Origin of the sequence: Pseudomonas sp. MG-9 (genome assembly GCF_018729515.1) — a bacterium.
Lineage (GTDB): Bacteria > Pseudomonadota > Gammaproteobacteria > Pseudomonadales > Pseudomonadaceae > Aquipseudomonas > Aquipseudomonas serboccidentalis.
Window position 1 is genome coordinate 161,114 of record NZ_JAHHZH010000007.1, and the last position, 21,947, is coordinate 183,060.

The 21,947-nt window shown below is 57.1% G+C and carries 18 protein-coding genes and 1 pseudogene; 2 read left to right on the forward strand and 17 right to left on the reverse strand.

The window, feature by feature from the left end:
- Positions 1–79: 79 nt before the first annotated feature.
- The 17 genes and pseudogenes from KKQ10_RS19330 to mtnA all read right to left on the reverse strand — a co-directional run bounded on the left by KKQ10_RS19330 (position 80) and on the right by mtnA (position 19,744).
- On the reverse strand, positions 80–1,096 hold the full coding sequence (locus tag KKQ10_RS19330) for an MraY family glycosyltransferase (protein ID WP_215502013.1): 1,017 nt from the start codon (positions 1,094–1,096) through the stop codon (positions 80–82).
- Positions 1,093–2,054: pseudogene (locus tag KKQ10_RS19335) on the reverse strand (UDP-glucose 4-epimerase family protein). The gene KKQ10_RS19330 and the pseudogene KKQ10_RS19335 overlap by 4 nt, the downstream one beginning before the upstream one ends.
- The gene (locus KKQ10_RS19340) at positions 2,051–2,974 is read right to left on the reverse strand and encodes a glycosyltransferase (protein ID WP_215502014.1); all 924 of its coding nucleotides are present in this window, start codon (positions 2,972–2,974) and stop codon (positions 2,051–2,053) included. Before KKQ10_RS19340 ends, KKQ10_RS19335 begins: the two are co-directional and overlap by 4 nt.
- Positions 2,975–3,030: 56 nt before the next feature.
- Complete coding sequence (rfbA, locus tag KKQ10_RS19345; RefSeq protein WP_215502015.1) at positions 3,031–3,921, reverse strand: glucose-1-phosphate thymidylyltransferase RfbA; 891 nt, start codon at positions 3,919–3,921, stop codon at positions 3,031–3,033.
- The gene (gene rfbD / locus KKQ10_RS19350; protein WP_215502016.1) at positions 3,918–4,811 is read right to left on the reverse strand and encodes a dTDP-4-dehydrorhamnose reductase; all 894 of its coding nucleotides are present in this window, start codon (positions 4,809–4,811) and stop codon (positions 3,918–3,920) included. The genes rfbA and rfbD overlap by 4 nt, the downstream gene beginning before the upstream one ends.
- On the reverse strand, positions 4,808–5,884 hold the full coding sequence (rfbB, locus tag KKQ10_RS19355) for a dTDP-glucose 4,6-dehydratase (RefSeq protein WP_215502017.1): 1,077 nt from the start codon (positions 5,882–5,884) through the stop codon (positions 4,808–4,810). The genes rfbD and rfbB overlap by 4 nt, the downstream gene beginning before the upstream one ends.
- A gap of 225 nt (positions 5,885–6,109) precedes the next feature.
- On the reverse strand, positions 6,110–6,349 hold the full coding sequence (locus KKQ10_RS19360) for a LapA family protein (RefSeq protein ID WP_215502018.1): 240 nt from the start codon (positions 6,347–6,349) through the stop codon (positions 6,110–6,112).
- A gap of 27 nt (positions 6,350–6,376) precedes the next feature.
- A complete protein-coding gene (gene ihfB, locus KKQ10_RS19365; protein ID WP_038858476.1) occupies positions 6,377–6,670 on the reverse strand; it encodes an integration host factor subunit beta in 294 nt (97 codons plus the stop codon).
- Between the two features lie 153 nt (positions 6,671–6,823).
- Positions 6,824–7,102, reverse strand: coding sequence for a hypothetical protein (locus KKQ10_RS19370; RefSeq protein ID WP_215502019.1), 279 nt, complete (start codon positions 7,100–7,102; stop codon positions 6,824–6,826).
- 213 nt (positions 7,103–7,315) lie between these two features.
- Positions 7,316–8,998 carry a 30S ribosomal protein S1 gene (rpsA, locus tag KKQ10_RS19375; RefSeq protein WP_041069380.1) on the reverse strand — a complete coding sequence of 561 codons (1,683 nt, stop codon included), beginning with the start codon at positions 8,996–8,998 and terminating at the stop codon, positions 7,316–7,318.
- A gap of 119 nt (positions 8,999–9,117) precedes the next feature.
- Complete coding sequence (gene cmk, locus KKQ10_RS19380) at positions 9,118–9,807, reverse strand: (d)CMP kinase (protein ID WP_064391442.1); 690 nt, start codon at positions 9,805–9,807, stop codon at positions 9,118–9,120.
- Complete coding sequence (locus KKQ10_RS19385; protein WP_252191670.1) at positions 9,804–12,011, reverse strand: bifunctional prephenate dehydrogenase/3-phosphoshikimate 1-carboxyvinyltransferase; 2,208 nt, start codon at positions 12,009–12,011, stop codon at positions 9,804–9,806. Before KKQ10_RS19385 ends, cmk begins: the two co-directional genes overlap by 4 nt.
- A gap of 28 nt (positions 12,012–12,039) precedes the next feature.
- Positions 12,040–13,152, reverse strand: coding sequence for a histidinol-phosphate transaminase (gene hisC, locus KKQ10_RS19390; protein ID WP_127648816.1), 1,113 nt, complete (start codon positions 13,150–13,152; stop codon positions 12,040–12,042).
- Between the two features lie 12 nt (positions 13,153–13,164).
- A complete protein-coding gene (pheA, locus tag KKQ10_RS19395; RefSeq protein ID WP_127648817.1) occupies positions 13,165–14,259 on the reverse strand; it encodes a prephenate dehydratase in 1,095 nt (364 codons plus the stop codon).
- A complete protein-coding gene (serC, locus tag KKQ10_RS19400; RefSeq protein ID WP_127648818.1) occupies positions 14,259–15,344 on the reverse strand; it encodes a 3-phosphoserine/phosphohydroxythreonine transaminase in 1,086 nt (361 codons plus the stop codon). Before serC ends, pheA begins: the two co-directional genes overlap by 1 nt.
- A gap of 242 nt (positions 15,345–15,586) precedes the next feature.
- Positions 15,587–18,241: a DNA gyrase subunit A gene (gene gyrA, locus KKQ10_RS19405; RefSeq protein WP_127648819.1), complete on the reverse strand. Its 2,655-nt coding sequence runs from the start codon at positions 18,239–18,241 to the stop codon at positions 15,587–15,589.
- A 426-nt stretch (positions 18,242–18,667) separates the two neighbouring features.
- Positions 18,668–19,744, reverse strand: a complete 1,077-nt coding sequence (mtnA, locus tag KKQ10_RS19410) for an S-methyl-5-thioribose-1-phosphate isomerase (RefSeq protein ID WP_215502021.1) — start codon at positions 19,742–19,744, stop codon at positions 18,668–18,670.
- Positions 19,745–19,852: 108 nt separating this feature from the next.
- Here mtnA and KKQ10_RS19415 point away from each other — a divergent pair, with 108 nt between their 5' ends.
- Together KKQ10_RS19415 and ubiG are read left to right on the forward strand one after the other, a co-directional pair.
- Positions 19,853–21,187: a TRZ/ATZ family hydrolase gene (locus KKQ10_RS19415; protein WP_215502022.1), complete on the forward strand. Its 1,335-nt coding sequence runs from the start codon at positions 19,853–19,855 to the stop codon at positions 21,185–21,187.
- 58 nt (positions 21,188–21,245) lie between these two features.
- Positions 21,246–21,944, forward strand: coding sequence for a bifunctional 2-polyprenyl-6-hydroxyphenol methylase/3-demethylubiquinol 3-O-methyltransferase UbiG (ubiG, locus tag KKQ10_RS19420; RefSeq protein ID WP_108183445.1), 699 nt, complete (start codon positions 21,246–21,248; stop codon positions 21,942–21,944).
- Positions 21,945–21,947 lie beyond the last annotated feature (3 nt).

The window sequence follows — 21,947 nt, forward strand, 5'->3', positions numbered from 1 at the left end:
CCGTCATTCTGAGAAATCTTCTGGCCAAGGTTGCCCACCTTCACGGTAGATATCCCTCAAAAGTCATGAAAGCAAACTCCTATTGAGGTGAAGCCGATCCCGCCCCAAACCTCCAAGCGAGAACAGCGATTGGCGAATAGGCCAGCAAAATCCCTACCACGCCGTCCAGAACGTTGACGGCGACCAGTACAGCAATGGGTAGAAGCCAGAGTAGGTTAATTGCGAGCACAGCCAACGTAACAAATCTATGGCTCTTAAAGTACCTTGAAGCATTTTGATAGGCGTGACTGCAGTGAGCCTGATAAATTTTTTCGCCTCGGGCGACTCGGCGGAAAAGTGTAAATGTAGCGTCTACCACAAAGACGCCAAGCAATATCAACCAACACCATAGAAAATGAGGTGAATGCCAAGCTGAAACAAGAGAAAGTCCACCTATCGCAATCCCAAGAAAGCCGCTACCTGCATCACCCATAAATATTTTCGCAGGAGGGAAGTTCCAAAATAGAAAACCCATGACCGCCGCAGACAGTAACAACGGCGCACCGAAAAGTTCTGGCGCTCCCGCAACGTAGTAAATGATACACATGCCCAAACAAACGCAAATAGCTTCTACACTTGCAAGACCATCAATACCATCCATAAAGTTATACAGATTGAGAAGCCAGACTAGATACATCGCTCCGAATACCGGGCCAGCCCACCCTAAATCTAATACATGGGAAAAAAGCAAAATAGGCGCAAAACCGTTTAACCAGAACAAAAGCCAGGCTGCAGCGATAAAGTGCCCCAGAAGACGCCATACAGCAGCGATGTGTCCATGATCATCGGCAAAGCCTAATATGGCTACAAATAAGCCTGCGCCGCCAACGGCTGCCGCCTCAGACAGCGTTAAAGAGTCAAATCCGACAAGTATCGGAAGCACCGCAATGAAAGAGACGACAATTGCAACGCCCCCGCCTCTAGGGGTAGGTACCGTGTGGGAACTTCGCTCGTTCGGGACATCCAACATGCTTGCATTGAGCGCGTAATGGCGCAAAGCCCACGTCAAAGCGAGGGAGATGCACAGAACAACTATTAATAGCCAACAGAAAATCATACCTTCCGATTATCCTGAAAGTGGAGCGCACTACGGCGAAATGCTAAATCCCTTGTAATCGGAGGAAACCACCCTAGCAAACTACAAGTATCACTAATATCAACTTGCAGTGAACTACAAAGACGTTGAGTCACGTCCCTGCGTCCCGTCAAAAAACCAGCCAATTTCAACAGAGCTACCGGAACGGAAAGCAAGCGATTTTTTTCCCTAAAGCTTTCGCCATTAATCCAAGCAACTGCGATGTGGATATATCTGCACCGTCACTGACCATCAATACACGCCCGCTGGCGGAAGGATGGCTGATACAGGTGACAATCAAATCCACCAGATTCTCGATAAACACCAGGCTTCGCTGATTATGAATAGCACCAAGCGGAAGAGGAACTTCCTTGTCCAGCCAGTTCATCATATTAAGAAAATTTGCCTTGACGCCCGGCCCATAAACCAGCGGAGGTCGAATGACCACCAACTCCATACCCGTTTCTAAACTTATTTTTCTTAGCCCCTCTTCTGCTTCAAATTTCGATAGCCCATAAGGATCTTTCGGCACTGAGTTCAGAACAGATGTGAACGGATGACCTGGAAGAGTAGTCTCACCATTAACTTTAATTGAGCTTATATATATAAAGCGCTTTACGCCCGAGTTAGCGGCTTTTCGCGCCAGATTCAAAGTGCTGTTGACATTGATTTTCCGGAATTCCGCGATAGCATCCGGTGCAGTTTCGTCCATCACATGAACCCTGGCAGCACAGTGAACGATTGCGTGAATACCATCAAGAGCAAAACCGATATCAGGTGAATTCATATCCCAATAAACAGTTTTACACAGCCCACTGATTCTTGACTGGGAACGCACAGTAGCTAGGGGTGTAAATGCTTTATCAATAAGCAGCCTAAAAACCACTGCCTCACCTACGAACCCTGTTGCCCCCGTAACCAACACCAGCGGCTGACTCATCGTTTCTTCGTCCCTGACAGCGCTGCAATCCAGCATAAAATAAAGAAAAGCGCTTTATCGCGCTTACGTCGCCGGCACTGATATGAACTCAATGACAGAAATATTAATTCTCTGCGACTAAAGCCAATCCATTGACGAACAAATCGTTCATCAACCAGACCAACCAACTCTACAATTATTCGAACCTGTTTGAACCACCAACCGTCACGCACTGTTTTGTAGCGTGCAATTAATGTCTTGACCCCGGTATTGGCACCGACTTGATTATGTTCATGTTGTCTGTATTGCATCGTGGGCACAGGATCAATCACCCACTTGAACCCACGACTACGAGCAAACGCATAACAATACCAATCGTGCAGATCAACACACTGCAGCGCCGGCCAATTAGTAAGAAGTGAGGCTTTAAGAGCGTCTGCCAGTTTACGCCCGAACACGTAGGTACAGCCCGGCCCTGCGGCCTCGAACAAGTAGTCCCACTCGACTTGAGGTTGAGCCTTATTTAACAAGCGACACTTTCCGCCTGCCCAAAACGCAGTAACATTGCTCGAATATGCGTCAGACTGTTCATCAACCAGCGTACGGGTCGCCCGAACAAGCTTCTCTTCGTGCCAAATATCATCTTGATCGGCAAAGGCAACAAAGTCATGCCTGGAAAAGTCGACATCCCGAATCAGGCGAAAGAAATTTCGTGATGCCCCACCAAACTTGCCTTGCGGTGGCAGAACAACCACATTGGAATGACGTGCTGCATAGGCAGCACACCAAGCCTCAGTGCCATCGGTAGACGAATCGACACTGATGTAGATCGATACATCGGTCATGGATTGTGCTTGAATCGAGTCAAGTTGTTGCTCGATCCAGAGCATACCGTTGTAGGCAGCCAGCAAAACTGCAACGCTCTGATTTTCTACTGGCATGCGAATCCTGCATAGACGGTACTGGATTTACTAATCCAGAGTGTGCTTCGCTCGATTTACAGCGAGCCATGATCCAATAGTTTTTGTAGATATTGGCCGTACCCGGTTTTCTTCAGGCGTTCTGCCTGAGACCCAAGTTGCTCCGCGTCAATCCACCCATTGGTGTAGGCAATTTCTTCAAGACACGCAATCTTGAATCCTTGACGATGCTCAATGGTGTGCACAAAGTGGCTGGCTTCGAGCAAAGAATCATGAGTCCCTGTATCAAGCCATGCAAAACCACGTCCAAGCATTTGAACGCTGAGCGACTTTTGCTCAAGATAAACTCGGTTGACGTCAGTAATTTCCAACTCGCCTCGTTCCGACGGCTTGATGCTTTTGGCGATATCCACAACCTGATTGTCGTAGAAGTACAAGCCAGTTACTGCATAGCTGGATTTTGGCTGATCAGGCTTTTCCTCAATACTCAAGGCACGGCCAGAACTATCAAACTCGACGACACCAAAACGCTCTGGGTCAGAAACATGATAGCCAAAAACTGTGGCTCCACTTTCCTGATTGCTGGCAGCGCGCAGGTTGTCCGAGAAATGATGCCCGTGGAAAATATTGTCGCCAAGAATCAAACAGCAAGGGTCTTTGCCAATAAATTCCTCACCGATAATAAATGCCTGAGCCAAGCCATCAGGACTTGGTTGCTCCGCATAGGTCAACTTTATGCCATACAGGCTGCCATCACCCAGCAGCTTGCGGAAACAAGGCAGATCCTCAGGTGTAGAAATAATGAGGATCTCCCGCATGCCCGCAAGCATTAGCACCGACAGCGGATAGAAGATCATCGGCTTGTCGTAGATAGGCAGCATTTGCTTGGATACGCCAAGGGTGAGCGGGTGTAGACGCGTACCCGAACCGCCAGCGAGAATGATGCCTTTACGATTTGTAGTGATCATTTATTTAAAACTTCCATAAGCATTCGGGTGACACCACCTTGCCAATCCGGCAAGTGCAGAGAGAAATTGTCACGGATTTTTTGAGTATTCAAACGCGAATTCAATGGCCGGCGTGCAGGGGTAGGATAGGCCGTCGTTTCAATCGGATTCACCTCCTTGACTGCCAGTTCTTCACCAACCGCTCGCGCAAAGTCAATAACGTGAACCGCATAACCGTGCCAAGAAACCTCACCACCGGCAGCCAAGTGATACAGGCCGCCCAGTTCAGGCGCTTGCAGCACTTTCTGAATAGCTAAGACAGTAACATCAGCAATGAGATCTGCACCTGTCGGAGCACCAATTTGGTCAGCGATGACATTGAGACTTTCCCGGTCTTTTGCCAGACGCAACATCGTTTTGGCGAAGTTGTTACCACGCGCGCCATACACCCAGCTGGTACGGAAGATCAGGTGCTTGCAGCCGGACTCCAGAATCCCCTGCTCACCCGCAAGCTTGCTGGCTCCGTAATGATTCACCGGAGCCACGTCGTCTGCCTCCTGCCAAGGATTCACACCGAGACCGCTGAATACGTAATCGGTTGAATAGTGGACTAGCCAAGCGTCCAGAAGCGCTGCTTCTTCCGCCATCACGCGGGTCGCTTCACCATTGACCCGATCAGCCAGTTCCTTATCCGACTCGGCCTTATCTACTGCGGTGTAAGCCGCGGCATTAACAATCACATCGGGCTTGACCTGGCGAATAGTCAAGCGCAGCGCGTCAAGGTTTGCCAAGTCACCGCACAATTCACCAACCGCATTACGGTCCAGTGCAATCAAATCACCAAGGGGTGCGAGAGCGCGTTGAAGCTCCCAGCCAACCTGGCCATTTTTGCCGAGCAACAAGATTTTCATTTTTTCACCGAACGGTCGCTGTAGTTGGCATCGATCCACTGCTGGTAGCTGCCGCTTTTCACGTGCTCCACCCATTCGGTATTAGTCAGATACCACTCGACAGTTTTACGAATTCCCGACTCGAACGTTTCTTCCGGGGTCCAGCCCAACTCTTTCTGGATCTTGCTGGCATCAATTGCATAACGCTGATCGTGGCCCGGGCGGTCCTGAACGTAAGTGATCAGGCTGGCATGCGGTCGATGGGCTGAATCAGGGCGCAACTCATCAAGCAAAGCACAAAGTGTGTGAACCACCTCGATGTTCTGCTTTTCGTTGTGTCCGCCAATGTTGTAAGTCTCGCCGATCACACCTTCAGTGACGACTTTATACAATGCGCGAGCGTGATCTTCGACATACAACCAGTCTCGAACTTGATTGCCTTTGCCGTAAACCGGCAGCGGCTTGCCTTCCAGTGCATTGAGAATGATCAACGGAATCAATTTCTCAGGGAAGTGGCAAGGACCATAGTTGTTCGAGCAATTTGTAACCAGTGTCGGCAGGCCATAAGTACGGGCCCAGGCGCGAACCAGGTGATCGGAGCTGGCCTTGCTGGCCGAATAAGGCGAACTTGGCTGATAGGGAGTGGTTTCGGTAAAGAGATCTTCTGGCCCTTCAAGATCACCGTAAACTTCGTCGGTCGAAATATGATGGAAACGGAAGTTGGCTTTACGCGCATCATCCAGTGCAGCCCAATACTGGCGTGCAGCTTCCAGCAGTGTGTAAGTTCCGATGATGTTGGTCTGGATAAATTCGGATGGGCCGGTAATCGAGCGATCAACGTGGGACTCAGCGGCCAAGTGCATGATGGCATCGGGTTGGTGTTCACGCAGGACACGGTCGATCTGATCACGATCACATATGTCGACACGCTCAAACACGTAGCGCGAATCACCGCTAACGTCTGCCAGGGACTCAAGATTACCGGCATACGTCAGTTTATCGACGTTGATCACTGCGTCGCTGGTATTGGAAATGATGTGACGGATAACTGCCGAGCCGATGAACCCGGCGCCGCCGGTAACTAGAATTTTCACGCGAAACCATACCCTTGAGCTGCGGACAGGCCACCAACGAGCACTGTCTAATCCATGAATACAAAAGCCTCAGAAGATCAGGCTTCCATCAAAGTCAGTCTGAATCGATGTGGATATGTTTCCACAATCGAACAAGGGCTGCATTTTACAGCTTAATGAACGTTTTACTAATGGATATGGACAAGCGACGTTGCAAATTCGACAGATGTCTCGCGCCTGCCGACCTCAGACAAGACGCTTGCGTGCAATCCTGGACGAGCGCCCCAGAAACCAGCCCAGAACCGGACCAATCAGCATGCCGACGAGCAATGCCATGACCACTACCAACGACACTGGCAGTTGCGGCCCAGCCAAACCCAGGAACACCAACGAAATGGATTGCTGATTCTCCAGCACAAAAGCCAGGATCACTAACACCAGCAATAAAATGAACACGCCAAGAAGTATGCGCTTGAGGTTACGCATGAGTAACTCCTTGAGAAATAGCGACTGTCAAATCCCCTCCTCCTCTTCGTTCACCCGATCGCGCAATTCCTTGCCCGGTTTGAAATGCGGAACGAACTTGCCATCCAGGCTGACCGACTGGCCGGTCTTGGGATTGCGACCGACACGCGGCGCACGGTAGTGCAGGGAGAAGCTGCCAAATCCACGGATCTCGATGCGATCACCTGTGGCCAGACATTGGGACATTTGTTCAAGCATGGTCTTGATGGCCAGCTCCACATCCTTGGATGAGAGTAGCCCTTGATGGGTGACAATTCGTTCGATCAACTCCGACTTCGTCATATTTTTCCCTTCTTTTTCAAGCAGCTAGATCAGCGCTTGAAAGGTTTTAGCACGCCCGGAAGATTTTGAACAGCCCAGGGATTGACATATCTTCCTCGGCGTCGAAACGCCCGTTTTCAGGACACAAAAGCACCGAACCGGATCAGTGCGCACTCAGCGACACATCACCAGCATGGTTCGGGTGACGTAGCCTGCGGGATTGAAGCCAAACGGAAACTCATCCTCATCCTTTGCATCATCAGACCGGGTGATCACCCTGTAACCCGCCCCCCTGCACTCCTTCGCCGCACGCTTTTGGCACTTCTCCCACCCTGAACCCAGGCCGGAACAGTCGATCTCGATACCGCTGACACCACGCACCGCATGCGTCTTGGCACTCGTGGTACAGCCGGCCAACAGCAGCACCACCATGAAGACTATAAATCTGTTCATCCACTTCCTTATGCCAGGCAACGCCCGACTACTGCACGACTAATACCCAGCTTAGTCGCGAATAGGCGATTGATCCGATTAAAGAAACAGACAACCAGTTGAAGGGATTGGTTTCACCGCGATCCCGACACAGGCTAACCGCGCCCCATCTCACCAAATCGCAGGCACAAAAAAGGGCGACCGAAGTCGCCCTTTTTCATGATCAATCAGAACTTAGTTCTGCTTGGCCATTGCTTGCTTCAGCAGAGCAGCCATAGTGGTATCGGCTGGAGCTTCCTGAACAGAGTTCAGGCTCTGGATAGCTTCTTTCTCTTCAGCGTCGTCTTTAGACTTGATCGAGAGCTGGATTACGCGGCTCTTGCGGTCAACGCTGATGATCTTGGCTTCAACTTCCTGGCCTTCTTTCAGAACGTTGCGCGCGTCTTCAACGCGGTCACGGCTGATTTCGGAGGCTTTCAGGGTCGCTTCGATGTCGTCAGCCAGAACGATGATGGCGCCTTTGGCGTCAACTTCTTTCACGGTGCCTTTAACGATAGCGCCTTTGTCGTTAACCGAGACGTACTCGGAGAACGGATCGCTTTCCAGTTGCTTGATGCCCAGGGAGATGCGCTCGCGCTCTGGGTCAACCGACAGGATGACGGTGTCCAGCTCGTCGCCCTTCTTGAAACGACGTACGGCTTCTTCGCCCACTTCGTTCCAGGAGATGTCGGACAGGTGAACCAGACCGTCGATGCCGCCGTCCAGACCAATGAAGATACCGAAATCGGTGATCGACTTGATGGTGCCGGAGATCTTGTCGCCCTTGTTGAACTGGCCAGAGAAGTCTTCCCATGGGTTCGACTTGCACTGCTTGATGCCCAAGGAGATACGACGACGCTCTTCGTCGATGTCCAGAACCATAACTTCCACTTCGTCGCCGACTTGTACGACTTTCGAAGGGTGGATGTTCTTGTTGGTCCAGTCCATTTCCGAAACGTGTACCAGACCTTCAACGCCTTCTTCCAGCTCAGCGAAGCAGCCGTAGTCGGTCAGGTTGGTTACACGAGCGGTAACGCGAGTGCTTTCTGGGTAACGGGCTTTGATAGCAACCCATGGATCTTCGCCCAGTTGCTTCAGGCCCAGGGAAACACGGTTGCGTTCGCGATCGTATTTCAGAACCTTGACGTCGATTTCGTCACCAACGTTGACGATTTCGGAAGGATGCTTGATACGCTTCCACGCCATGTCGGTGATGTGCAGCAGGCCGTCCACGCCACCCAGATCGACGAATGCGCCGTAATCGGTGAGGTTTTTGACGATACCTTTGACTTGCTGGCCTTCCTGCAGGGATTCCAGCAGAGCTTCACGCTCGGCGGAGTTCTCGGCTTCCAGGACGCTACGACGGGAAACGACAACGTTGTTGCGCTTCTGGTCCAGCTTGATGACCTTGAATTCCAGCTCTTTGCCTTCCAGGTGCGTGGTGTCGCGCACTGGACGGACGTCAACCAGGGAACCTGGCAGGAACGCACGGATGCCGTTAACGTCGACAGTGAAGCCGCCTTTAACCTTACCGTTGATAACGCCCTTGACCACTTCCTCAGCTGCGAAGGCTGCTTCCAGAACGATCCAGCATTCAGCGCGCTTGGCTTTTTCACGGGACAGCTTGGTTTCACCGAAACCGTCTTCAACCGAATCCAGAGCAACGTGAACTTCGTCACCGACATTGATAGTCAGGTCACCAGCGTCGTTGTAGAACTGTTCCAGCGGGATGAGTGCTTCAGACTTCAGACCAGCGTGAACGGTTACCCAGCGAGCCTGGTAATCGATATCAACGATAACACCGGTGATGATGGAGCCTGCCTGAAGGTTCAGGGTCTTTAGGCTTTCTTCAAAGAGTTCCGCAAAGCTTTCGCTCATTTTAATTCCTGTAGATGAGGGCGAAGAATACGCCCATCTCCACACCCCAGACGGTGTGGGTTAGTTTCATTTAAAAGAAGCGCTGCAGGACTATGACTGGTCCCCTGCGGCCTTCTTGGTCACCCGGCGATATCGCGAATGGCGATCTCGCTCATGATGCGTTCAAGCACCTGATCGATGGACAACTCCGTGGAATCCAGCTGTATCGCGTCAGCCGCCGGCTTTAGCGGGGCTACTGCGCGCTGGGTATCACGCTCGTCGCGTGCACGGATCTCATCTAGCAGACTCGACAGACTAACACCCTCGACTTTGCCCTTCAACTGCAAATATCGGCGGCGCGCCCGTTCCTCGGCACTGGCGGTGAGGAAAATCTTCAGCGGTGCATCGGGAAACACCACCGTACCCATGTCGCGACCGTCGGCCACCAGGCCCGGCGCTTCCTGAAAAGCACGCTGGCGCTGCAGCAGCGCCTCGCGTACCGCCGGCAATGCCGCCACCTGAGAAGCGCCGGAACCGACGCTTTCAGTACGAATGACATCACTGACTTCATCACCCTCAAGAATGATGCGCTGCAGCTGACCTTCGGTCGCCGCGATGAACTGCACATCCAGATGAGCGGCCAGTTTTTTCAGCAGCTCTTCATTGGTCAGGTCGACACCATGGTTGTGCGCCGCAAACGCCAGCAGGCGATACAGCGCACCGGAATCCAGCAGATTCCAGCCCAGACGCTTGGCCAGAATCCCGGCTACCGTGCCTTTGCCTGAACCGCTTGGCCCATCGATGGTGATGACCGGTGCAATGTTCTTCACGACTGAGCCTCTTGAGCAACACGAATACCCACCTGCGCGCACAACGCGAGGAAGTTCGGGAACGACGTCGCGACGTTGGCGCAATCATGGATGCGGATCGGTGCCGTGGCGCGCAGCGACGCCACGCTGAAAGCCATGGCGATACGGTGATCACCGTGACCATGCACTTCGCCGCCACCAATCTGGCCGCCATCGATGATGATGCCGTCCGGGGTCGGCTGGCATTTGACGCCCAGCGCCAGCAAGCCGTCCGCCATGACCTGAATGCGATCCGATTCCTTGACGCGCAACTCTTCGGCGCCGGTCAGCACGGTGCGCCCTTCGGCACAGGCGGCTGCCACGAACAGCACCGGGAATTCGTCGATGGCCAGTGGCACCAGCGCTTCCGGAATCTCGATACCCTTGAGTTTAGCTGCCCGCACGCGCAAATCAGCCACTGGCTCACCACCGACTTCACGCTGGTTCTCCAGGGTGATATCCGCACCCATCAGGCGCAGGATGTCGATGACGCCGGTACGGGTCGGGTTGATGCCGACATGCTCCAGCACCAGCTCGGAACCTTCGGCAATCGACGCCGCCACGAGGAAGAACGCCGACGACGAGATATCGCCCGGCACTTCGATGTGAGTCGCGGTCAGCTTGCCACCGGACTCGACCGATGCCGTGGCGCCATCGACGCTCACCGGGTAGCCGAAACCACGCAGCATGCGCTCGGTGTGGTCACGGGTCGGCGCCGGCTCGGTCACGGTAGTTTTGCCTTCAGCGTACAGGCCCGCCAGCAGCAGGCAGGACTTCACCTGCGCACTGGCCATCGGCATGGTGTAGGTCAGGCCTTTGAGCTTGTGACCGCCACGAATGGTCATCGGTGGACGACCTTCGGCAGCGGTTTCGATCACCGCGCCCATTTCACGCAGCGGATTGGCTACGCGATTCATCGGCCGCTTGGACAGCGAAGCATCGCCCGTCAGGGTGCTGTCGAAACTCTGCGCAGCCAGCAGGCCGGACAGCAGACGCATCGAGGTACCGGAGTTGCCCAGATAGATCGGGCCCGGCGCAGGCTTCAGACCGTGCAGGCCGACGCCGTGAATGGTCACGCGACCGTGGTGCGGGCCTTCAATGACCACACCCATGTCACGGAACGCCTGCAAAGTCGCCAAGGCATCTTCGCCTTCAAGGAAACCTTCGACTTCGGTCACGCCTTCGGCCAGCGAGCCAAGCATGATCGAACGGTGGGAAATCGATTTGTCACCTGGTACGCGAATCCGACCGGACAGGCGGCCACCAGGTTGAGCCAGGAAAATCAGATCGTTGGAATTCATAGCGTCCACATAGGCCCTGCGGGCCAGGATTTTACTGAAATGCTCGCGGGCAACCCGGGCGCGCGTGAAGACGCCCAACAATTGGTGCCCATCCCCTGCATCGACCGCGTCGCGCAAGGCGTCGAGGTCGCTGCGAAATGTATCGAGTGTGCGCAGGACAGCCTCGCGGTTGGCGAGAAAGATGTCGTGCCACATCACCGGGTCGCTTCCGGCGATTCTTGTGAAATCGCGAAAACCGCCCGCAGCGTAACGGAAGATCTCAAGGTTTTCATTGCGTTTGGCCAACGAGTCGACCAGACCGAAGGCCAGCAGGTGCGGCAGATGACTGGTCGCAGCCAGCACTTCATCGTGACGCTCGACCTGCATGTGCTCGACGTCAGCGCCCAATTCGCGCCACAAGCGATCGACAACGGCCAGCGCTGCCGGATCGGTTTGCTCGAGCGGAGTCAGAATCACCTTGTGCCGACGGAACAGCTCGGCATTGGAAGCTTCCACCCCGCTCTGCTCGGAACCGGCAATCGGATGGCCCGGCACGAAACGCGCCGGCATGCCGCCGAACGCCTCGGTCGCCGCCCGCACCACATTGCCTTTGGCACTGCCGACATCGGTCAGAATCGCCTGCCCCAGATCAACGCTCGCCAGACGGGCCAGCACTTTCTCCATGGCCAGAATCGGCACCGCCAGTTGAATCACGTCGGCGCCCTGACAGGCAGCGATCAAGTCGTCTTCACAACGATCAACCACACCCAACTCGACCGCCAACTTGCGCGATTGCGGGTCGAGATCGACCCCGACCACTTCACGGCAGATACCGCTTTCACGCAAGCCTTTGGCAAACGAACCACCGATCAACCCCAGACCGACCACCACAAGGCGACCGATCATAGGTGCAGCAGATTGCAGAGCAGTGACATCACCCACGAGCCAGAACCTTACGCAGCGCGTCGAGGAAGCGGCTGTTTTCCGCTGGCAGACCGATGGTCACCCGCAGGTGGTTCGGCATGCCGTAGTTGGCTACCGGACGCACGATTACGCCTTCACGCAGCAAGCCCTGGAAAATCGGCGCCGCCACCTGACCAAGATCGACACAGATGAAGTTGCCCTTGGACTCGATCCAGTTCAGGCCCAGTTCACGGAAACCTGCTTGCAGCTGCTGCATGCCGGATTCGTTGAGCTGACGGCTTTGCGCCAGATACTCTTCGTCCTTCAACGCCGCACAGGCAGCAGCCAGCGCCAGGCTGTTGACGTTGAACGGCTGGCGCACGCGGTTCAGCACGTCCGCCACGACAGCGGTGGACAGGCCATAACCCACGCGCAGCGCCGCCAGACCGTAGGCCTTGGAAAAGGTGCGCGACACCAGCAGGTTCGGATAGGCCGCGAGGAAATCCAGACCATCCGGCAGATCACTGCCTTCGGCGTACTCGATGTACGCCTCGTCCAGCACCACCAGCACGTGCTCCGGCACATCCTGCAGGAACTCGTCCAGCGCTTCGGCGCCGAACCAGGTGCCGGTCGGGTTGTTCGGGTTGGCGATGAACACCACGCGGGTGTTGGCATCGATGGCTGCAAGCATAGCCGGCAGATCATGCCCCCAATCCTTGGCCGGAACCACTTTGGCTTCGGCGCCAACCGCCTGAGTGGCAATCGGATAGACAGCGAAAGCGTGTTCGCTGAACACCGCATTCAGACCCGGCGCCAGATAGGCACGCGCCACCAGCTCGAGAATGTCGTTGGAGCCGTTGCCCAGGGTGACCTGGTTCAGCTCGACGCGGCACTGCTCGGCCAGCAGGGATTTCAGCGCAAAGCCGTTGCCGTCCGGATAACGGGTCAGCTCGGCCAGCTCTTCGCGGATCGCGGCCAGCGCTTTCGGGCTGGCGCCCAGCGGGTTTTCGTTGCTCGCCAGCTTGACGATTTTCGCAGGATCCAGGTCCAGCTCACGCGCCAGTTCGTCCACAGGCTTGCCCGGAACGTACGGCGAAAGTTGTTGCACGCCCGGCTGTGCCAGAGCGAGGAAGTTGCCACTCATTTGCTACCGCCCTTAGAGAACTGCTTTCGGGTAGGAACCCAGCACCTTGAGTGCTACTGCTTCCTGACTGATCTTTTCCAGCACACCTTTGATCAACGGATCACGGTGGTGGCCGACGAAGTCGATGAAGAATACGTAGGTCCATTTGCCGCTGCGCGACGGACGGGTTTCGATCCGGGTCAGGTCGATCCCGTTGTCATGGAACGGCACCAGCAGCTCGTGGAGCGCGCCAGGCTTGTTGCTCATCGAAACGATGATCGAGGTCTTGTCGTCGCCGGTCGGCGGCACTTCCTGGTTACCGATCATCAGGAAGCGCGTCGAGTTGTCCGGACGGTCTTCGATCTTCTCGGCCAGACGCGTCAGCCCATACAACCCTGCCGCCATGTCGCCGGCAATCGCTGCCGAGTTCCACTCACCCTTGACCCGCTTGGCGGCTTCGGCGTTGCTCGACACCGCCACGCGCTCGACATTCGGGTAGTGTGCATCCAGCCACTTGCGGCACTGGGCCAGCGACTGGGCGTGGGAGTAGATGCGGCTGATGCTGTCGGTCTTGGTGTTTTCACCGACCAGCAGGTGATGGTGAATGCGTAGCTCGACTTCGCCGCAAATCACCATGTCGTGCTCGAGGAAGCTGTCGAGCGTGTGGTTGACCGCGCCTTCGGTAGAGTTCTCCACCGGCACCACGCCAAAATTCACTGCACCCGCCGCCACTTCACGGAACACTTCGTCGATCGCCGCCATCGGCTTGCTGATCACCGCATGACCGAAGTGCTTCATGGCCGCCGCTTGGGTGAAGGTGCCCTCAGGGCCGAGGTACGCCACTTTCAGCGGCTGCTCGAGCGCCAGGCACGAGGACATGATTTCGCGGAACAGCCGCGCCATCTCTTCGTTGCCCAACGGCCCCTGATTGCGCTCCATCACCCGCTTGAGCACCTGAGCTTCACGCTCGGGACGATAGAACACCGGCACTTCGCCTTCGGCCAGCGAGGCCATCTTTACTCGCGCGACTTCCTGGGCGCAGCGCGCACGCTCACTGATCAGCTCCAGGACTTTCTCGTCCAGAGCATCAATGCGAACGCGCAGTGCCTTGAGTTCTTGCTCGGACATCAGCCGTGTTCCTTCTCGAATTCAGCCATGTACGCCACCAGCGCGTTGACGGCGTTGATGTCGACGGCGTTGTAGATGGAGGCGCGCATGCCGCCCACGGAGCGGTGGCCCTTGAGGTTGAGCAGACCGCGCGCGTCAGCACCGGCCAGGAACGGCTTGTCCAGACGATCGTCAGCCAGACGGAACGGCACGTTCATCCACGAGCGATCCGACTTGTTGATCGGGTTGCTGTAGAGACCGCTGGCGTCGATGAAGTCGTATAGCGTGCGCTGCTTGACGTCATTGAGTCTGGCGATGGCTTCGACGCCACCCTGCTCTTTCAGCCACTGGAACACCAGACCGGACAGGTACCAGGCCAGGGTCGGCGGCGTGTTGTACATCGAGCCGTTGTCAGCCGCGACCTTGTAGTCGAGCATGGTCGGGCACAGCGCGCGGGCCTTGCCCAGCAGGTCTTCGCGGATGATGTTGACCACGATGCCGCTCGGGCCGATGTTTTTCTGCGCACCGGCGTAGATCATGCCGAAACGCGAGACATCCACCGGGCGCGAAAGAATGTCCGAGGACATGTCGGCCACCAGCGGCACATCACCGGTTTCCGGGATCCACTGGAACTCCAGACCGCCAATGGTTTCGTTCGGCGCGTAGTGAACGTAGGCGGCGTCTTTCGACAGGCTCCACTCGTTCTGGCCCGGGATAGCGAAATAGTCGTAAGGCTTGGCGGTAGCGGCAACGTTGACGTGGCCGTAACGCGAGGCTTCTTCGATGGCTTTCTGCGACCAGATACCGGTGTCGATATAGTCGGCACTGCCGCCTTCAGGCAACAGGTTCAACGGGATCTGCGCGAACTGCTGGCTCGCGCCACCCTGCAGAAACAGCACTTTATAGTTCGACGGGATATTCAGCAGGTCACGCAGATCCTGCTCGGCCTGGGTGGCAATGGACACGAACTCATCGCTGCGATGGCTCATTTCCATGACCGACAGACCCTTGCCGTGCCAATCAAGGAGTTCACCCTGGGCACGTTGCAGGACAGCTTCAGGAAGCGCCGCAGGACCGGCACAGAAGTTATAGGCTCGCTTGCTCACATCCAATCTCGCTCTGATTTGGTGGTATCACAATAAATCGTATTAACCGTCGACACTGGAGCGGCGGCGCCCGCCCCCTCCCTTGCAGGAGTGAGCCTGCTCGCGATTGCATCACTACGGTATTTCAGATGTACCGCGGCGCCTGCATCGCGAGCAGGCTCACTCCTACAAGAGATCTCCGATGTTTCATACCGGACAAATAACAAGGGGGCGAATTTTCATCCGCCCCCTCGCTTGTCCGCTTATTCCTGCGGCTCTTCGTCAGCAGCGGCGTCGAGTTGCTGGTCCTCGGCAACGTCGTCGATCACGACCTCACCCTCGAACTCGGCACCCTCTTCACCTTCAAGCTCGTCGCCCTCGACTTCCGATGGCTCCTGAACCCGCTCCAGACCGACCAGGGTTTCATCCTTGGCCAGCTTGATCAGGGTTACACCTTGCGTGTTACGACCCAGGCTCGACACTTCGTCGACACGGGTACGCACCAGGGTGCCCTGATCGGAAATCAGCATGATTTCTTCGCCATCGAGCACCTGAACCGCACCGACCAGACGGCCGTTACGCTCGTTGCTGACCATGGCAATAACGCCCTGGCCGCCACGCTTGTACTCAGGGAACTCGGTGATCGCGGTGCGCTTGCCATAACCACGCTCGGAAGCGGTGAGGATCTGGCTGCCTTCTTCCGGGATCAGCATCGAAATCAGCTTCTGACCTTCCGGCAGACGCATGCCGCGCACACCGCGGGCGGTACGGCCCATGGCACGAACGTCGGACTCTTTGAAGCGCGTGACCTTGCCGCCGTCGGAGAACAGCATCACTTCACGCTCGCCATCGGTGATGGCAGCGGAAATCAGCACGTCGCCTTCGTCCAGCTCCAGCGCGATCAGACCGACGCTGCGCTGACGACTGAAGGATTCCAGCGGGGTCTTCTTGACGGTGCCGTTGGCGGTCGCCATGAAGATGTAGTGACCTTCAGTGTATTCCTCGACCGGCAGCATGGTGGTGATGTATTCACCGTCATCCAGCGGCAGCAGGTTGACCAGCGGACGACCACGGGCGGCGCGGGATGCTTCCGGAATCTCGTAAGTCTTGAGCCAGTACACCTTGCCCTTGCTGGAGAACAACAGCAACGTGGTGTGACTGTTGGCAACCAGCAGGTGAGCGATGTAGTCCTCATCCTTGACGCCGGTCGCCGACTTGCCTTTGCCGCCACGACGCTGAGCCTGGTACGCAGCCAATGGCTGGGTCTTGGCGTAGCCACCGTGGGAAATGGTCACGACGCGCTCTTCTTCCGGGATCATGTCACCCAGGGTCAGGTCGAGACGCGCATCGAGAATTTCGGTGCGGCGCACGTCGCCGTATTCGGCGCGGATCACTTCCAGCTCTTCGCGGATCACTTCCATCAGGCGCACGGCGCTGTTGAGGATGCGGATCAGCTCACCAATCTGGTTGAGGATCTCTTGGTACTCGGCCAGCAGCTTCTCGTGCTCCAGACCGGTCAGACGGTGCAGACGCAGTTCCAGAATGGCTTGCGCCTGCTCTGGCGACAGGAAGTACTTGCCTTCGCGCAGACCGTATTGAGGATCAAGGTTTTCCGGACGGCACGAATCGGCACCGGCACGTTCAACCATCGCCACGACTGCGCTGGATTCCCAAGGGGTGCTGACCAGCGCTTCTTTCGCTTCCGACGGGGTCGGCGAAGCCTTGATCAGGGCGATCACCGGGTCGATGTTCGACAGGGCGACGGCCTGGCCTTCGAGGATGTGACCACGCTCGCGGGCCTTGCGCAGCTCGAACACGGTACGGCGGGTGACCACTTCGCGACGGTGACGAACGAAGGCTTCCAGCAGATCCTTGAGGTTAAGGATCCGCGGACGACCGTCGATCAGCGCCACGATGTTGATGCCGAATACCGATTGCAGCTGGGTCTGGGCGTAGAGATTGTTGAGGATCACCTCAGGCACTTCACCGCGACGCAGCTCGATCACGACGCGCATACCGTCCTTGTCGGACTCGTCGCGCAGTTCGGTGATGCCTTCGAGCTTCTTCTCTTTTACCAGCTCGGCGATCTTTTCGATCAGACGCGCCTTGTTCAGCTGGTAAGGCAGTTCGGTGATGACGATCTGCTGACGGCCACCGACCTTGTCGATGTCCTCGATGATCGAGCGCGCACGCATGTAAATGCGGCCGCGACCGGTACGGTAGGCTTCGATGATGCCGGCACGACCGTTGATGATCGCGGCGGTCGGGAAGTCCGGACCCGGGATGTATTGCATCAGCTCATCGACGGTCAGCTCAGGGTTGTCGATGAGGGCCAGGCAACCGTCGATGACTTCACCGAGGTTGTGCGGCGGAATGTTGGTCGCCATGCCCACGGCGATACCGCTGGAGCCGTTGACCAGCAGGTTCGGCACGCGCGTCGGCATGACCGCCGGGATCAGTTCGGTGCCGTCGTAGTTCGGCACCCAGTCCACGGTTTCCTTGTGCAGGTCGGCCAGCAGCTCGTGCGCCAGCTTGGTCATGCGCACTTCGGTGTATCGCATGGCCGCGGCGTTGTCGCCGTCGACCGAACCGAAGTTGCCCTGACCATCAACCAGCAGGTAGCGCAGGGAGAAAGGCTGAGCCATGCGGACGATGGTGTCGTACACCGCGGTATCACCGTGCGGGTGATACTTACCGATTACGTCACCGACAACACGGGCAGATTTCTTGTACGGCTTGTTGAAGTCGTTGCCCAGCTCGCTCATCGCGAACAGTACGCGACGGTGCACGGGCTTGAGGCCATCGCGCGCATCCGGCAGTGCACGGCCGACGATTACGCTCATCGCGTAGTCGAGGTAGGACTGTTTCAGCTCGTCTTCGATATTGACCGGGAGGATTTCTTTGGCCAGTTCGCCCATGAGAAGCCTGATTCCTTTTTCTGGTGAAACTTCGTCATATCCATATGGGATGAACGAAGCTCGTCGGGGCAGGCTGAGTGCCATGCGCCGACTTACGACAAATCAACAAGTTGGACCGTGGATTTGCGCAGTAAAGACAGCTCCGTGAAGCTGCCTCGGAAAACGCCGGATGTTATCACAAGAGCCGCCACGCACCTATCCCCCAGATGCGCATGGAGCATAGTTAGTTGACCGATGACAGGCGTAAAGGGGACGAGAGAGGCTCAGAGCCGCTGCGAATGCAGAATTGGGGGCTGAATTACCGATGTTTATTGACTTTTAGGGCCTCATCGCGAGCAGGCTCACTCCTACAGGGTTTGCGTTCGACACAAGACCTTGTAGGAGTGAGCCTGCTCGCGATGGCGCCCTTCCAGGCACCACAGCCAATCAATGCAGGCGTTTACGGCACATCAACTGGGCCATTTTCGCCGTATCCGGACGCTCGACGATGCCTTTCTCGGTGACAATCGCATCGATCAGATCCGCCGGGGTCACGTCAAACACCGGGTTGAACGCCTCGACATCCGCACCCACGCGCTTGCCACCCACCTCCAGCAGCTCGGCACCGTCACGCTCCTCGATCGGGATGTCGTCGCCGATGGCCAGATTCATGTCGATGGTCGAACTCGGCGCCACCACCATGAAACGCACGCCGTGATGCATGGCGTTGACCGCCAGTTGATAGGTGCCGATCTTGTTCGCCACGTCGCCATTGGCGGTGATGCGGTCAGCGCCGACGATCACCCAGGTCACGCCTTTGGTTTTCATGATGTGCGCGGCGGCGGAATCGGCATTGAGGGTCACCGGGATGCCCTCGTTCGCCAGCTCCCACGCGGTCAGACGCGAGCCCTGCAGCCATGGCCGGGTCTCGTCGGCATAAACGCGCTCGACCATACCTTCAAGGTAAGCCGCACGAATCACCCCCAGCGCCGTACCGAAACCGCCGGTGGCCAGCGCCCCGGTGTTGCAGTGGGTCAGGATCGCCTGGGCGTTGCCCTGATGCTTGCGGATCAGATCGACACCGAGCTGGGCCATGGTCAGGTTGGCTTCGCGATCGCTTTCATGAATGGCGATGGCCTCGGCTTCCAGCGCCGCCAGCGGATCGGCATTGTCCTTCAGGCGATCGAGGCGATCGTGCATGCGGTTCAGCGCCCAGAACAGGTTGACCGCAGTCGGGCGGGAATCCGCCAACAGCGCGAAATCCTCTTCCAGCGCCGCATACCAGTCGCCGCCCTCCGCCACGCGGGCACGCGCCGCCAGTACAATGCCATAGGCCGCGCTGATACCGATGGCCGGCGCACCGCGCACCACCATCGAACGAATCGCCTCAGCCACGCCGGCGGCGCTGGTGTAGGCGATCCAGGTTTCCTCGAACGGCAAAATACGCTGATCCAGCAGGTGGAGCGCGCCATCTCGCCAATCGATGGCCTTTACTTTCTCCGCAGCCAACAGTCGATCGCGCATCCCTCACCCCGCACTCATGAACAAAAGCCGCCGATTATAGCGATCCCCCCGCGAAGACGCTCGGGTATACTTCGCCATCCTTTACAAAAGCACTGGAACCGACCCTCGATGCCGAAACCTGCCATTGCGCTCGACTTATTATTGCTGCCGACCTGGCTGGTACCCGTCGAACCTGCAGGCGTTGTGCTCAAGGAGCACGGCCTGGGCATCCGCGATGGTCGCATCGTGTTTATCGGCCCACGCGCCGAAGCACTGAAGTGTAACGCCACGCAAATCCGCGAATTACCGGACGTACTGCTCGCCCCGGGCCTGATCAACGCCCACGGCCACGCAGCGATGACGCTGTTCCGCGGCCTGGCCGATGATCTGCCGCTGATGACCTGGCTGGAAAACCACATCTGGCCGGCCGAGGCCAAATGGGTCGATGAAGATTTCGTGCGTGATGGCACCGATCTGGCCATTGCCGAGCAGATCAAAGGTGGCATCACCTGCTTCTCGGACATGTATTTCTTTCCGAAAGTCGCCAGCGAACGCGTGCACAACAGCGGCATCCGTGCGCAGATCGCGATCCCGATCCTCGATTTCCCGATTCCCGGCGCCGCCAGTGCCGATGAGGCCATTCGCCAGGGCGTCGAGCTGTTCGGCGATCTGAAACATCACGAACGGATCAAGATCACCTTCGGCCCTCATGCACCCTACACCGTGGGCGACGAGAACCTGGAAAAAATCCGCGTGATCGCTGAAGAGCTGGATGCGTCGATTCACATGCACGTCCACGAAACCGCTTTCGAAGTCCAGCAATCGCTGGAACATCGCGGCGAGCGGCCATTGGCCCGCCTCGGCCGGCTGGGCCTGCTCGGCCCGCGCTTCCAGGCCGTGCACATGACCCAGATCAGCGATGACGATCTCGCATTGCTGGTAGAAAGCAACAGCAGCGTGATCCACTGCCCGGAATCGAACCTGAAGCTGGCCAGCGGTTTCTGCCCGGTGGAGCGTCTGTGGCAGGCTGGCGTGAACGTCGCCGTCGGTACCGATGGCGCGGCGAGCAACAACGATCTCGACCTGCTGGGCGAAACCCGTACCGCCGCGTTGCTGGCCAAAGCCGTCGCCGGTTCGGCCACTGCGCTGGACGCCCATCGCGCGCTGCGCATGGCCACACTCAATGGCGCGCGAGCACTGGGGATCGAAGCGCAGGTCGGTTCGCTGGAAATTGGCAAGGCCGCCGACATCGTCGCCTTCGACCTGTCCGGCCTGGCCCAGCAACCGGTCTACGACCCGGTGTCGCAGCTTATCTATGCCACCGGTCGCGATTGCGTGAAACACCTGTGGGTCGCCGGCAAACAGTTACTCGACGACCGGCGCCTGACCCGTCTGGATGAACAACAGCTGGGCGCTACCGCCCGGGCCTGGGGCCTGCGCATCAGCGGCCACACCGAATCGTAAACACCCCGGACCAGACTCCGGGGCTACAGCCTTTTTCAAGTTTTTCGAGGAATTGATCATGAGCAACGTCGACCACGCCGAAATCGCCAAATTCGAAGCCCTGGCCCATCGCTGGTGGGACCGCGAAAGCGAGTTCAAACCGCTGCACGACATCAACCCGCTGCGCGTCAACTGGATTGACGAGCGGGTCAATCTGGCCGGCAAGAAAGTCCTCGACGTCGGTTGCGGCGGCGGCATCCTCAGCGAAGCCATGGCCCAGCGCGGCGCCACCGTGATGGGCATCGACATGGGCGAAGCGCCGCTGGCGGTCGCGCAACTGCATCAGCTGGAGTCCGGCGTCAGCGTCGAATACCGCCAGATCACCGCCGAAGCCCTGGCCGAAGAAATGCCCGAGCAGTTCGACGTCGTGACTTGCCTGGAAATGCTGGAACACGTGCCGGACCCGTCGTCGGTGATCCGCGCCTGCTACCGCATGGTCAAGCCCGGCGGCCAGGTGTTCTTCTCGACCATCAACCGCAACCCGAAGGCGTACCTGTTCGCCATCGTCGGCGCCGAATACATCATGAAGCTGCTGCCGCGCGGCACCCACGACTTCAAGAAATTCATCCGCCCGTCCGAGCTCGGCGCCTGGAGCCGCATCGCCGGCCTGACCGTCAAGGACATCATCGGCCTGACCTACAACCCGCTGACCAAGCACTACAAGCTGGCCAACGACGTTGACGTCAACTACATGATCCAGACCCTGCGCGAGGAGTAAGCC

Bases quoted from the DNA above. Each gene is read 5' to 3' on its own strand.
- KKQ10_RS19415 (WP_215502022.1), top strand. From the start codon at position 19,853: ATGCCGAAACCTGCCATTGCGCTCGACTTATTATTGCTGCCGACCTGG.
- hisC (WP_127648816.1), bottom strand. From the start codon at position 13,152: ATGAGTGGCAACTTCCTCGCTCTGGCACAGCCGGGCGTGCAACAACTT.
- KKQ10_RS19370 (WP_215502019.1), bottom strand. From the start codon at position 7,102: ATGAACAGATTTATAGTCTTCATGGTGGTGCTGCTGTTGGCCGGCTGT.
- KKQ10_RS19340 (WP_215502014.1), bottom strand. From the start codon at position 2,974: ATGCCAGTAGAAAATCAGAGCGTTGCAGTTTTGCTGGCTGCCTACAAC.
- pheA (WP_127648817.1), bottom strand. From the start codon at position 14,259: ATGTCCGAGCAAGAACTCAAGGCACTGCGCGTTCGCATTGATGCTCTG.
- rfbA (WP_215502015.1), bottom strand. From the start codon at position 3,921: ATGATCACTACAAATCGTAAAGGCATCATTCTCGCTGGCGGTTCGGGT.
- mtnA (WP_215502021.1), bottom strand. From the start codon at position 19,744: ATGCGCGATCGACTGTTGGCTGCGGAGAAAGTAAAGGCCATCGATTGG.
- ubiG (WP_108183445.1), top strand. From the start codon at position 21,246: ATGAGCAACGTCGACCACGCCGAAATCGCCAAATTCGAAGCCCTGGCC.
- KKQ10_RS19360 (WP_215502018.1), bottom strand. From the start codon at position 6,349: ATGCGTAACCTCAAGCGCATACTTCTTGGCGTGTTCATTTTATTGCTG.
- gyrA (WP_127648819.1), bottom strand. From the start codon at position 18,241: ATGGGCGAACTGGCCAAAGAAATCCTCCCGGTCAATATCGAAGACGAG.
- rfbD (WP_215502016.1), bottom strand. From the start codon at position 4,811: ATGAAAATCTTGTTGCTCGGCAAAAATGGCCAGGTTGGCTGGGAGCTT.
- KKQ10_RS19330 (WP_215502013.1), bottom strand. From the start codon at position 1,096: ATGATTTTCTGTTGGCTATTAATAGTTGTTCTGTGCATCTCCCTCGCT.
- rpsA (WP_041069380.1), bottom strand. From the start codon at position 8,998: ATGAGCGAAAGCTTTGCGGAACTCTTTGAAGAAAGCCTAAAGACCCTG.
- KKQ10_RS19385 (WP_252191670.1), bottom strand. From the start codon at position 12,011: ATGATCGGTCGCCTTGTGGTGGTCGGTCTGGGGTTGATCGGTGGTTCG.
- ihfB (WP_038858476.1), bottom strand. From the start codon at position 6,670: ATGACGAAGTCGGAGTTGATCGAACGAATTGTCACCCATCAAGGGCTA.